The organism is Pseudidiomarina andamanensis (genome assembly GCF_009734345.1).
In the GTDB taxonomy this organism is placed as follows: Bacteria; Pseudomonadota; Gammaproteobacteria; order Enterobacterales; family Alteromonadaceae; genus Pseudidiomarina; species Pseudidiomarina andamanensis.
Map to the genome: position 1 here is coordinate 1,032,876 of NZ_CP032551.1, position 13,191 is coordinate 1,046,066.

Annotated in this window: 13 protein-coding genes; 4 read left to right on the plus strand and 9 right to left on the minus strand. The window is 46.0% G+C overall.

The window, feature by feature from the left end; genetic code table 11:
• Positions 1–45 precede the first annotated feature (45 nt).
• A complete protein-coding gene (locus D3795_RS04925) occupies positions 46–426 on the plus strand; it encodes a response regulator (protein WP_156266764.1) in 381 nt (126 codons plus the stop codon).
• On the opposite strand, the gene tyrA is transcribed toward D3795_RS04925, so the two are convergent.
• From tyrA to ffh, 6 genes are all read right to left on the minus strand, one after another.
• Positions 388–1,524 (minus strand): bifunctional chorismate mutase/prephenate dehydrogenase, encoded by a 1,137-nt coding sequence (tyrA, locus tag D3795_RS04930; RefSeq protein WP_156266766.1) that lies wholly within the window; start codon positions 1,522–1,524, stop codon positions 388–390. The two genes, D3795_RS04925 and tyrA, sit on opposite strands and share 39 nt — an antisense overlap.
• Positions 1,525–1,620: 96 nt before the next feature.
• Positions 1,621–1,980 carry a 50S ribosomal protein L19 gene (gene rplS / locus D3795_RS04935; RefSeq protein ID WP_092854254.1) on the minus strand — a complete coding sequence of 120 codons (360 nt, stop codon included), beginning with the start codon at positions 1,978–1,980 and terminating at the stop codon, positions 1,621–1,623.
• A 20-nt stretch (positions 1,981–2,000) separates the two neighbouring features.
• Positions 2,001–2,777: a tRNA (guanosine(37)-N1)-methyltransferase TrmD gene (gene trmD, locus D3795_RS04940; protein ID WP_156266768.1), complete on the minus strand. Its 777-nt coding sequence runs from the start codon at positions 2,775–2,777 to the stop codon at positions 2,001–2,003.
• Positions 2,777–3,307 (minus strand): ribosome maturation factor RimM, encoded by a 531-nt coding sequence (gene rimM, locus D3795_RS04945; protein ID WP_156266770.1) that lies wholly within the window; start codon positions 3,305–3,307, stop codon positions 2,777–2,779. The genes trmD and rimM overlap by 1 nt, the downstream gene beginning before the upstream one ends.
• A 27-nt stretch (positions 3,308–3,334) precedes the next feature.
• Positions 3,335–3,583 (minus strand): 30S ribosomal protein S16, encoded by a 249-nt coding sequence (rpsP, locus tag D3795_RS04950; RefSeq protein WP_055438631.1) that lies wholly within the window; start codon positions 3,581–3,583, stop codon positions 3,335–3,337.
• Between the two features lie 106 nt (positions 3,584–3,689).
• Positions 3,690–5,063 carry a signal recognition particle protein gene (gene ffh / locus D3795_RS04955; RefSeq protein ID WP_156266772.1) on the minus strand — a complete coding sequence of 458 codons (1,374 nt, stop codon included), beginning with the start codon at positions 5,061–5,063 and terminating at the stop codon, positions 3,690–3,692.
• Positions 5,064–5,230: 167 nt separating this feature from the next.
• Here ffh and D3795_RS04960 point away from each other — a divergent pair, with 167 nt between their 5' ends.
• Together D3795_RS04960 and D3795_RS04965 are read left to right on the plus strand one after the other, a co-directional pair.
• On the plus strand, positions 5,231–6,022 hold the full coding sequence (locus D3795_RS04960; protein ID WP_156266774.1) for a cytochrome C assembly family protein: 792 nt from the start codon (positions 5,231–5,233) through the stop codon (positions 6,020–6,022).
• An 87-nt stretch (positions 6,023–6,109) separates the two neighbouring features.
• Positions 6,110–7,378, plus strand: coding sequence for an HlyC/CorC family transporter (locus D3795_RS04965; protein ID WP_156266776.1), 1,269 nt, complete (start codon positions 6,110–6,112; stop codon positions 7,376–7,378).
• A 6-nt stretch (positions 7,379–7,384) separates the two neighbouring features.
• On the opposite strand, the gene D3795_RS04970 is transcribed toward D3795_RS04965, so the two are convergent.
• Together D3795_RS04970 and gshA are read right to left on the minus strand one after the other, a co-directional pair.
• The gene (locus D3795_RS04970; protein WP_156266778.1) at positions 7,385–7,993 is read right to left on the minus strand and encodes a transglycosylase SLT domain-containing protein; all 609 of its coding nucleotides are present in this window, start codon (positions 7,991–7,993) and stop codon (positions 7,385–7,387) included.
• A 3-nt stretch (positions 7,994–7,996) separates the two neighbouring features.
• Positions 7,997–9,592, minus strand: coding sequence for a glutamate--cysteine ligase (gshA, locus tag D3795_RS04975; protein ID WP_156266780.1), 1,596 nt, complete (start codon positions 9,590–9,592; stop codon positions 7,997–7,999).
• 164 nt (positions 9,593–9,756) lie between these two features.
• Here gshA and D3795_RS04980 point away from each other — a divergent pair, with 164 nt between their 5' ends.
• On the plus strand, positions 9,757–11,871 hold the full coding sequence (locus D3795_RS04980; RefSeq protein ID WP_156266782.1) for a response regulator: 2,115 nt from the start codon (positions 9,757–9,759) through the stop codon (positions 11,869–11,871).
• 188 nt (positions 11,872–12,059) lie between these two features.
• Here the strand turns inward: D3795_RS04980 and D3795_RS04985 are convergent, their stop codons facing one another.
• Positions 12,060–13,190 carry a sodium ion-translocating decarboxylase subunit beta gene (locus D3795_RS04985; protein ID WP_156266784.1) on the minus strand — a complete coding sequence of 377 codons (1,131 nt, stop codon included), beginning with the start codon at positions 13,188–13,190 and terminating at the stop codon, positions 12,060–12,062.
• Position 13,191: the final 1 nt, after the last annotated feature.

Here is a 13,191-nt window from a genome sequence, read left to right on the forward strand (position 1 = left end):
TCTGTTCAATACGGTATTATTCTTTTGCCAGTATAGGTTACAACGATGAGTCATTCAGCGAATAAAGTATTAATTGTTGACGACGATTATATTTCACTCGAAGTTTTACGAGCGATGGTACAACAGTATCCGGTTGAAGTACTTACCGCCGAGACTGGGAAGGAAGCCATACACTTGGCGATTGAAGAACGCCCAGTATTGGTGTTGCTTGATCACGAATTGCCAGATATTAACGGAATTGATGTGTACTGCGAAATCGTGACCAAACTCGGCGATGACGCGCCACAAGCGGCCATGATCACGGGTCATCAACACGATGATTTTGCGCAACGTTGTACTGCCGCAGGCATCAATACGTTCTTACATAAACCGGTAAGCCCAAAGCAGCTAGCTGACTTGCTTCGCATCGCCAGCGACGTCGAGTAGGCGCTGACTCTCTGTCAAAAACTTGCCAGCAAAATCACCGAAATAATCACGAACATGCTCAAAACGGTCGGTAAATTGCGATTTTTCACCATTTTCCAGATCTGTTAGTAGCTGTTCAAAAAGGCGGACATATCGGCGTAACATCATGAAATTCCGCGGCTCTGATAAAATGATGTCTGCATAGAGATTAGCGTCCTGAGCGAACAATCGACCTACCATCATTAATTCGAGTCGATAAATTGGTGAGCTCAAATCAAGAAGTTGCTGCACGTCCACTTGCTCTTGTGCTAAGTGCGCACCATAAACAAACGTTGATAAATGGCGCAGTACTTGCACGAAAGACATGGCTTGATCGTGCTCAGCAGCATCAATAAATTTAATCTGCGCACCCCAGCGTTCAATGCTTTGTAACAGCCACTGGTAATTTTCTTCATCACGACCGTGACAAGCCACCATCAGTTGCTTTGCGAGGGTTACTTGTTGAGGGCCGAACATAGGATGCAACCCAAGTACAGGGCCACTATGTTTCGCCATCATTGCCGCTAACGGCTTTTCTTTGATACTGGTTACATCGGCAAGCACGCAACTGGGTGGCAACACCGGCAATTCAGCAATAACATCAACGGTGGCAATAACCGGAACCGCAATTAGTACGAGATCAGCCTGAGCGCAATAAACCTCAGCCATCTCCCAGTTATCTTTCTCAATGATATTGACCGTTGCTCCTGCCGATTCAAACAACCTTACAAATAGCCGCCCTAATGCACCAGCGCCGCCAACAATCACTACTGACTTTCTTTCCAAATGAACATCGGCCGCTTGCTGTTGTTGGTACGATTCTCGAATAACTCGACGTAATACATCTTCAATCAACTCTGGCGACAAGCCCATTTGCTGTGCTTGCTCACGGCGATTGGCAAGCATAGCGGCTTCGCGCTCAGGCACGAACAAAGGCTGACCTAATTTGCGCTTTACTACACCGACCTGACTGGCGAGTTGACGTCGCTGCAATAACAATCGCACCAACTCACTGTCGGTATCGTCAATTTGTTGACGCAACGCTTCCAGTTGTTGTTGTTCGTGCTTCGAATTCGACATGTCCTCAACTCCACAGGGCAGTTTGGTGTTATTAACGCATTTGTACCATAAAAAAACCCGCCAGCGGCGGGTTTTTTCGAATAAGCTTGATGCTTATTAAGACAACTTCTCGCGGATACGCGCAGATTTACCTGAACGCTCACGAAGATAGTAAAGCTTAGCACGACGTACTGCACCTTTACGCTTCACAACAATGCTGTCTACAATTGGGCTGTGTACTTGGAAAGTACGCTCAACGCCTTCGCCGTTCGAGATTTTACGAACAGTCACAGCGCTGTGTAAGCCACGATTACGTTTTGCGATAACCACGCCTTCAAATGCCTGAATACGCTCACGGTTACCTTCGGTTACCTTAACATTAACGACCACTGTATCACCCGGCGCGTACGCTGGAAGGTCGCTTTTCAATTGCTCATCTTCGATCGCTTTGATCAAATTTTGGTTTACTTTTGCCATGATAGCCTCACTTGCCTAGATTAACTGCCCGAACCTGTATCAGAAGCATCTTGATGTTGTTGGATGAACGCATCCAATAACTGCCTCTGCTCGTCAGTCAGAGCTAGGTGTTTTAACAATTCAGGGCGTCGCAACCAAGTTCTCCCAAGAGATTGCTGCAAACGCCACTTGCGTATATTTTCATGGTTTCCGCTTAACAACACAGCGGGAACCGCCTCACCATCTAAAACTTCTGGGCGTGTATAGTGTGGGCAATCTAATAAGCCATCGGCAAATGAGTCTTCGCTAGCTGAATCTTGATGTCCTAGAACACCAGGAATCAATCGTGCTACCGTGTCAATCATCACCATGGCTGGCAGTTCGCCACCACTTAACACGTAATCTCCAATCGACCATTCTTCATCAACGTGACGAGTAATCACTCGCTCATCAATGCCTTCATAGCGACCGGCGATTATGATGAACTTGTCATGCTGCGCTAATTCATGAGCGCCAGCGTGATCAAGCTTGCGACCTTGCGGTGACATATAAATCACCTTGGTATTGGCGCCTAACTGTTGTTTAGCTGCTGCAATCGCATCAGTGAGCGGCTGCACCATCATCAACATTCCCGGACCTCCGCCATAAGGGCGGTCATCAACAGTGCGATGCCGATCGTGGGTAAAATCGCGAGGGTTAATCAGCTGGATATCCAACACCCCATCACGAACTGCCCGACCAGTCACACCGTTATCGGTAATGGCCTGAAACATCTCAGGAAAGAGGCTAATAACCCCAACCTGTAATTTTGCAGTCATTAAAAGTCCGACGGCCAATCCACAACAATGCGTTTGTTTTCTTTGTCGACTTCTTGCACATATTGACTCTGAATAAACGGAATCAAACGCTCTGAGCGACCAAATGCATCATTGCTATTCGCTTTCACCACCATCACATCATTCGATGCTGTGGCCATAATCTGGTCAACGACTCCCATGTTATAACCGTCAGTATTTACCACGGCCATACCAATCAAATCGCGCCAGTAAAATTCATCCTCTGGCAATTCAGGTAGTAGCTCAACATCAATGATGATTTCCGCGCCTGTTAATACATGGGCTTGGTCACGATCTTCAACGCCAGCTAACTTCGCAATCAGTCCTTTATTGTGTCGACGCCATTCTTCGACTTGAACCGGTTGAGTTTTACCTTGCTTAATTATTTGCCAAGGGCTGTATTCAAAAATGGCTTCCGGATCATCGGTATAACTTTGAACTTTAATCCAGCCTTTTACGCCATACACTGCGCCTAATTGACCAACGACGACGGTTTCAGCAGGAGTATTCATAGCCACCTATAATACGGATTTAAATCATTAAGCTGCGCTACGCGCGTCTTTGACAAGCTTCGCTACACGCTCAGACAGTGATGCACCGTTAGATACCCAGTGATCAACACGATCTAAGTCAACGCGCAGTTTTTCTTCCTGGCCACGAGCGACCGGGTTGAAGAAGCCTACGTTCTCAATAAAACGACCGTCGCGGGCATTGCGACTGTCAGTAACTACCATTTGGTAGAATGGGCGTTTTTTAGCGCCACCACGTTGTAAACGAATGGTTACCATTACGTTCCTCGATACAGTTTCTAATGTTAAGTAAATAAAAAGTCTCCGACCGGGGTCGAAGAGGTCGTGGAATTTACCCGAAATTTAGTCCGAATGCAAGTTTTTACTAGCCTTTCGGGAACATTCCTGGCGGCAATTTACCACCCATTCCGCCAAGGCTGCGCATCATCTTCGCCATGCCGCCGCCTTTCATTTTTTTCATCATTTTTTGCATTTGCATAAATTGCTTCAGCAATTTGTTCACGTCTTGAACTTGTGTACCAGAACCAGCAGCGATACGACGTTTACGTGAGCCTTTGATTAAATCAGGGAATTCACGCTCTTTGGGAGTCATTGAATTAATAATTGCTTCCATACGAACGGTCATCTTGTCGTCTAGCTGACCTTTCACCTGAGCGGACATCTTGCCCATGCCCGGAAGTTTGTCCATAAGCCCCATCATGCCGCCCATGTCACGCATCTGTGCTAATTGGTCGCGGAAATCCTCAAGCGAGAATTTTCCTTCCTTCATGACCTTCTTCGCGACTTTCTCGGCTTTGCTTCGATCAACTTTGGTTTCCAGCTCATCAATCAGCGATAGCACATCACCCATACCCAAAATGCGCGATGCGATGCGATCGGGATAAAACGGCTCTAACGCTGTGTTTTTCTCACCAACACCCAAGAATTTAATTGGCTTACCGGTGATATGTCGAATTGATAACGCAGCACCACCGCGCGCATCACCATCGGTTTTCGTCAAGATGACGCCCGTTAACGGCAATGCTTCACTGAATGCTTTTGCGGTATTCGCGGCATCTTGACCTGTCATCGCGTCAACAACGAATAATGTTTCTACCGGGTTAATCGCCTGGTGCAATGCTTGAATTTCAGCCATCATGGCTTCATCAATCGCAGTACGACCCGCAGTATCCACTAACACCACGTCGAAGAATTTCTTACGTGCGTGATCAATAGCACCTTGCGCTATCGCTACGGGCTTCTGATCTGTGCTTGACGGGAAAAATTCAACTTCTACTTCCGCTGCGAGAGTTTCTAGCTGCTTAATTGCTGCAGGGCGATAGACGTCCGCGCTCACAACCAGAACTTTCTTCTTCTGTTTTTCGCGTAAGAAACGAGCAAGCTTACCAACACTGGTAGTTTTACCAGCACCTTGTAAACCAGCCATTAAAATGACCGCTGGTGGCTGCGCCGCTAAATTAATCGGAACGTTACCATCGCCCATGGCATGTTCGAGTTCTTTTTGAACAATTTTCAAGAACACTTGGCCAGGTGTGAGGCTCTTGTTCACCTCTACACCAAGCGCTTGCTCTTTGACACGACTCACAAACTCACGCACTACGGGTAACGCAACGTCGGCTTCCAATAACGCCATACGCACTTCGCGCAGTGTGTCTTTGATATTGTCTTCAGTCAGTCGGCCCCGACCGGTAATGTTTTTCAACGATTGCGACAATCGTTCGCTTAAGTTCTCAAACATGCGAATCTGCTCACTCTCTGTTGGCGATTATATATTGGCTATTTTGAGGATATGGCGGCGAGTATATCGTAAATCAAGCAAAGTTTCCTGATCCTATTGGGTTTAGCATCGACAATGCATATACTTGAGGAATTGTCACATTCATACACAGTGAAATGATCACCACCATGACTATGTTGCTATTACTAAGTGTTGTGTTTTACCTACTTTCAGCCATTTTATTGTGGCGGAATTTAGTGCAGGCGAAACCTGCTTCGTGGACATTGTTAGTCGTGCCTTTACTCGCCATCGTTTCACACCTAGCGGTGCTCTGGGGATATTTAAGAACCGATCATTTTGACCACTTAAATATTACCACTAGTCTAAGTACTGTCGCGCTGTTACTTGCAAGCTTAACGCTACTGCGTAACCGTCGTGCTGGTGGGTTATTATTGAGCCCAATTATTTATGTTTTTGCAGCCGTCAGTGTCATTTTAATGGTCGTTAGTCCCGTCAACTGGGGCGCACAACTCAGTGAAGCCAACGGTTTAGTGGTACATATTTTGTTGTCACTTCTAGCTTACGCCGTCTTAATGCTTGCCACGTTATATGCCGTACAGCTGCTCTACTTAAACTATGTATTAAAACATCATCGTTCACAGGCCTTAACCGGCTACTTACCACCATTGATGACGGTTGAGCGCTATTTCTTCCGCTTATTAAGCGCTGGTACGGTGCTTCTTGCTATCGCGATTGTCAGTGGTTTTGTTTTCTTAAATGACATGTTCGCTCAGGGGCAGGCACATAAAACTATTCTCAGCCTTGTTGCCTTTGTTTTGTATGCCATCGTGCTATTCATGCATCAAGTAAAACGAGCACGCGGTAAAGCATTAGTAACAACCAGTGTCATTGCTAGCGTGATTCTGTCATTAGCTTACTTTGGCAGTCGATTCGTGAAAGATATTATACTTTCGCTGTAGTTAACCGCTTAAATGCTATCGAAGTGCTTGACTTGTTAGCCTAGCTGGCTAAATTAGTCGTTCAGTTTTAAGTTATAGGAATTTTTTTTGGACGAGATATCCACCTCGACCCTACTTATCATTCTTGGGGTTTTATTGCTGCTTTCGGCCTACTTTTCTGGTTCGGAAACTGGAATGATGTCAGTCAATCGCTATCGACTCAGACATCTTGCGCAACAAGGTAATGCCGGAGCCAGTCGCGTCCAATATTTACTCGATCGGCCCGATCGCTTGATCGGCCTCATTCTGATAGGCAATAACCTCGTTAATATCGCCGCATCTGCAATTGCGACCATTATTTGTTTACGCTGGTTTGGCGATGCAGGTATCGTTATTGCGACGTTCGGGTTAACACTTATTGTATTAATTTTTGCTGAAGTCACACCAAAAACAATTGCTGCACTGCACCCTGAGCGCATTGCATTTCCAAGCTCCATCATCTTGAAGCCTTTGCTGCGCATCATGTACCCATTGGTCGCGACGGTAAACTTCATTACCAACGGTTTCATGCGATTACTTGGTATCAACCCAAATGGGTCTGCAGGACAAGATGCACTAAGTTCGGAAGAGCTGCGTACCGTTGTTAATGAAGCAAATTCAATGATTCCGTCAAGTCACCAAGAAATGCTACTGAGTATTCTTGATTTGGAAAAGGTGACGGTTGAAGATGTGATGATTCCGCGCGCTGAAATCTCCGGTATTGATGTACAAGATGATGTGAAATCAATTATCAAGCAGCTCAGCCAAGCTCAATACACGCGTATTTTGTTGTATCGTAACGAAATTGATGACGCTGTTGGATTTCTGCATGCCCGCGACATCATGCAGATTATGACAAAGAATAATTCTGATTTAGACAAATCTGAGATCGTCCGTGCGGCACGCGATATTTACTATATCCCTGAAGGGACACCGTTAAACGTTCAGCTACTCAAATTTCAACGCAACAAAGAACGTATTGGACTTGTTGTCGATGAGTATGGTGATATTCAAGGATTAGTGACGCTTGAAGATATTCTTGAAGAAATTGTTGGCGACTTTACAACAAGTATTACGCCAGCTCCTAGCGAAACCACCCAGATTCAGCCCGACGGTTCAGTACTGGTTGAAGGCGTTGCAAACATCCGCGATTTAAATAAAGAAATGAATTGGGAGTTACCAACAGATGGGCCAAAAACAGTGAGTGGCCTGATCATTGAAACTCTGGGTGATATTCCACAGCAAGCGCTGTGCCTGAGAATTAATGGGTATGCAATGGAAGTTATCGAAAGTAGCGACAACCTCGTTAAACTCGTTCGCTTCTTGCCTGAGAAATAGCGCTTATTAGAACAATAAGCGCCACAACCATCCGCGTTTTAACTCGTCTTCGCATTGGCGCAATTGTGCGCCATAGCGGCTTGCTCTCGCTTTTACGCGTTCAGCAGTTCGCATTAACCAACGTTTTTGACGGTAGGTTTGACGTTGGTAACCGCCCCAGCCCTCGTGATAATTCAAATACTGAGCGTAGGCATCCCACTTAGAAACACCGTTAATTGTTTGGCTTTTTGAGATAAACCAGCCCATAAAATCGATGGCGTCTTCAAAATCATCGCGCGATGACCATGAATTTCCAGTTTCACGAACATAGTCATCCCAGGTCGCTGTCTTGGCTTGTGAATACCCATAAGCACTGCTGACTCGCCCCCAAGGAATAATCCAGAGAATATAATCTCGTGGCGGCACCGCATCGTGTTTGAACGAACTCTCTTGATACATCATGGCCATGGGAACCTGAATCGGCACGCCCCACTTATCGCGCATATCAGATGCAGCATCATACCAATCACGTTTTTCTTCAAATATTCGACACAGATTCTCCGGCTCTTCAGGCGGCGCCGAGGCGCACCCAGTTAAAATCAGTGCTGTAAGAATAACGGTAAACTGAACCTTCATTGTTTAACAATCCGGCGACTGACACGCAGCACGGCGGAAATACTCCTCTAAAAACTCATCAAAACTGGTGTTAGCGTCTTGTTGTTCTAGCTCGGTTTGAGCGGTCAGTGACGCATCACGCAAGCGCTCGAACTCAGACTCCGAAAAATACATTAACGGTTGGTCACTCAGTTGCTGCTTATATTTGCGGGCAAGTTGCATACCAAATTCACTATTATCCATCTGGTTATCGAGCAAATACGATAAAAACTGACCCGATAGTGTCAACTCTGGATTCAAGACACAACGATACTGTTGTGTCACCGTATCGCTATATGTGTTGCCTCCATGAGCAGCATCCATCACTTTTGCAATTTGTTGTAGGTCGGCAAAAACATCTTCCAACCAATCCGAAATAGGACGCTCATAATTATTATCATTCAGGGTCAAGCGAGGATTTCGCCCATCCATAACGACCCGATTAAAATTCTTATCGGCAATAACTTGTTCATCCCAGCTCATCGGCTTACTTGGCGAGATAGCACAGTACATTAAGAGCAAATCTAAGAACCGAATTTGCTCTTCGGTAATGCCTACCGGACTAAACGGGTTCACATCTAATGCGCGAACCTCAATGTATTCGACACCACCGCGCTCAAGAGCCTGCGTCGGCGTTTCACCGGAACGAGCAACGCGTTTCGGTCGGATTGCTGAATAAAACTCGTTTTCGATTTGTAGAATATTATTATTTAGCTGGCGATACTCACCGTCTACTTTAACGCCTATTTTGCTAAATCTTGTCGATTCCTTTGTAATCGCACGGCGCAAGCCACTCACATACTCTTCCAATGTATTGTAGGTAATTCTGAGATCGGCCTGCTCTTTGTTGGTATACCCTAGGTCACTCATTCGCAATGACGTTCCGTATGGGCGATAAACCGTCCCCTTACCCATTGATGAGAATTCAATGTTGTCTTCCGTGTGTTGCAAAAACGACTTACAAATAGCCGGTGATGCGCCAAATAGGTAAGGGATCATCCAACAAACACGTTTATAATTACGAATTAAATGGAAATATTTTGCTGAAACAAAGTCCTGATTAAATGGCTCGTTTTCATGCTGCGCGAGTAGCGCTAAGAGCTCATCCGAAAGACTAAAATTAAAGTGAACGCCGGCAATTATCTGCATGCCACCGCCATATCGATACGTCAGACCTTTGCGATATAAGGTCTTCATTTTTCCGGTATGTGAACTACCATACTGCGCAATCACAATATCCTCAGCTGAGCCAACAAAACACGGCATGCTCAGCGGCCACAACAGCTCATCACCTAACTCTTGATAAGTGACTTTGTGAATATCTGACAACTGCTCGAGAGTAACTGCAATATCGCTAGCGACTGGTGTAATAAACTCCATGAGTGTCTCAGCATAATCAGTCGTGATAAGCGGATGTTTAAGCGCTGATCCAAGTGCCTTGGGATGTGGACTGGTAGCTAATTTACCCTGTTCGGTAATGCGCAAAGTTTCGCGTTCGACGCCACGCTGAATACCTCGTAAGGCTTGAACGTGCTCGGGTTTGGCGAGTGTCGCCAACAGTTCGGCAAATTGTGACTGCAAAATATATCCTGCCTTGTATCATCGAGCTAAAAGTTATGGCGAAATATTACTGGTTTATAAACGGTTAGTCTATGTTAGTTGGTGCCTGTTAAACATTGGCAGTGCTGGGCTCGCGTGGCATGATAAGACATCGTTAACAGATAAGTGTTGATTTGAGGCAGTTGATGCGTGTATCAGGAAAGATAAAACAGTGGCTAACTAAACACCTACGCCGCAATCCAGTGCGCAGCGAAGCGCCTGTCCCTTCGTCAGACCCCGCGTCAATTGCCGAACGAGAACGTGAATTACAGGCTGTCGCAGCAGCCAACCAAGCGAAAAGCGAATTTTTAGCGAATGTCAGCCACGAAATTCGTACCCCCATCAATGCCATTCTTGGGATGACGCAATTAAGCTTGAAAACTGATTTAGATGACCAACAGCGGAGCTATTTGCGCTCGATTGAAAGCTCATCTCGAATCTTGCTTGGTATCGTGAATGATTTGCTCGATTTCGCTAAAATTGAAGCTGGTAAACTGTCTATTGAAGCCATTCCGTTCGACCTAGAGGAAGTATTAGCTAATTTGGCCGACATGTTCGCCTATCGAGCATACGACAAGAACTTAGAGTTCATCATTAATTTACCAACCAATATCCCAACACGCCTCATTGGCGATCCGCTGCGGCTGAACCAAGTGTTAGTCAACTTAGTGAGTAACGCGGTAAAGTTCACAGAAGACGGTGAAATCGTCGTTGCCGCAACCTTACTTGATATCGATTCTGATAACGTCTATCTGCGGTTGTCAGTAACCGACACCGGCATAGGCATGGACGAAGCGCAACGTGCGCGATTATTCAATGCATTTACCCAAGCGGATGCCTCCACTACGAGGCGTTTCGGGGGGACTGGGCTAGGTTTAGCGATTAGCCAACGCATCGTCAAATTAATGAATCAACATGGCCTTGGTGTCATCAGCACATTAGGTCAAGGCTCCACATTTTTTTTGGAAATGCGCTTTCCGTTACAAAAGAATCAAGATGATTCGGGGCGCGCTTCACTCATCAATCGATTACAGCAAAAATCTGTACTGGCGATTGAGGACAACTTAACAACGCGGGAGATGCTTACCGAGTTACTTCGTAGTTATTCCGTGAATGTCTTAAGTTGTCGAACTGCCGAAGAAGCAATTCAGCTGCTGGAACAACATGATTTCGATGCCGTAATTGTCGATTGGCAACTACCTGGCATGAGTGGTTTAGAATTTTGTCAGGAGTTATTGTCCGCAGAGACAAAGCCGCCACGCCTAATTCTCGCTACCAACTATCACGCAAAAGATATGATTGAACAAGCGCGTCAGATTGGTGTTGCAGAATACATTGTTAAACCTTATACCAGCTCAGCATTACTGCGAGTCTTATGCTCGGCGTTAGCCATTTCGGAGCAAACATCGGTAACGGCTAGGCCGACCCGCCTTGAAGAAATATGTAGTGCGCCAGTTTTGTTGGTTGAAGATAATGATATTAACCAAATGATTGCAAAAGAGATGCTGCAACAAGCAGGCCTGATTGTTGATGTTGCCCGCAACGGCGAAGAAGCTGTGACCATGGTCACAGCAAAATCATACGCCTTGGTATTTATGGATATCCAAATGCCAGTGATGGATGGTTTAACTGCGGCAGAAAAAATTCGAGGTTTCTTCTCCTATCAGCAATTACCAATTATAGCCATGACGGCAAACAGCAGTGATGAAGACATTGAACGCTCGCTTGCGGCCGGAATGCAGGATCATATTAGCAAACCTATCGATGAAGAAACGCTGCTTGGCGCCCTAGAAAAGTGGTGTGTTCGCGGTCATTACATGAATGACGAACAAACTTCTGAAAAATCAAAACCCCCGGTCAACACCAGTGAACAAATTTCTTATCCGAATCAAAATGGCATTGACTTCAATGGTGCCATGGAGCGACTTGGCCACAACCTCTCGCTGTATCAAACGCTCGTAGAACGACTTTACAATGACTATCATCAAGCACCTCAGCAAGTCGTCGAGTTTTTATCGAAAGGCCAGCACGACCAAGCAAAGCGATTTTTCCATTCATTGAAAGGCGCCTCAGCCAACTTAGGATTGACGAAACTATCGAAAGTAGCCGCTACACTAGAACAGAGCATGTCGGCAGGTGCGGTCAATGAAGTTGCCGATAATATTACTCGCCTCGACCCGTTACTCGAGCAAGCACGACAGGCTGTTGCCGATCTCGTTCTGTGGCAGCAACGCCAGCAAAATTCAGGAAAACAGTCATGACTCGATTTTTATTTTTAATACCATTGATTTTAAGCGTGGCTTGGTTCGTTTATTTGAGATTACATGGTTGGACGTTGCGGGAAGGCCTAAAGGGCTTCGTTTATATTGCGGTTTTTAGCGCATTCATCGCTATTTTTTACACATTGATGTTATGGATAACGGGAAGGTAACCCCCTTCCCGTTTGTCTTTAACCTACCAAAGCTAGCAAAATACCCGCAGCAACCGCGCTCCCTAGAACACCTGCTACGTTTGGTCCCATTGCATGCATGAGCAAGAAATTTTGAGGGTTCGCTTCCAAACCTACTTTGTTCACCACGCGAGCCGCCATCGGTACGGCAGACACGCCGGCAGCGCCAATGAGAGGATTAATCGGTTGTTTGCTCACCTTACTCATCAATTTGGCCATCAGAACACCTGAAGCCGTCCCAATACCAAATGCGACAGCACCAAGAGCTAGAATACCGAGCGTTTGTAGCGATAGAAACTCTTCAGCAGACAACTTCGAACCAACCGCGAGCCCAAGAAATATCGTCACAATATTAATGAGTTCATTTTGTGCTGTTTTACTTAATCTATCGACTACACCAGCTTCACGCATCAAGTTACCTAAACAAAACATGCCAACGAGAGGCGTTGCCGTTGGTAAGAACAATAGCGTGAGAAAAAGAACAGCTAATGGGAACAAGATTTTCTCACGACGAGCAACTGGCCGTAGTTGCTCCATCTGAATTTTGCGTTCGGCTTCTGTGGTCAACAGCCTCATAATCGGCGGCTGAATAATCGGTACCAGTGCCATATATGAATAAGCCGCCACAGCTATCGCACCGAGTAAATCGGGACTCAACCGTGAGGCTAGAAAAATTGCTGTGGGTCCATCAGCACCGCCAATAATAGCAATTGCCGATGCATCCGCCAGCGTAAAATCAAACCCCGGCAGACCGTTGAGAGCAATCGCACCAAGCAGCGTCGCAAAAATACCGAATTGCGCGGCCGCGCCGAGCAATAAGGTTCTTGGGTTAGCCAACAACGGACCGAAATCGGTCATGGCACCAACACCCATAAAAATCAGTAACGGAAATACACCGGTCTCAATACCAACGTAATAGATGTAATACAACAACCCGCCAGGCTCAGTGAATCCGGCCTGAGGAATGTTTGCCAGAATAGCACCAAAGCCAATTGGCAATAATAATAGCGGCTCGAATTTCTTGTGAATCGCTAAATAGAGTAACAGTGCGCCAACCAACATCATGATCGCAGCACCCCAAGTGAATGCTGCAATCGCTGTGCTTTCCCACAACGTCATTAAACGGTCCATG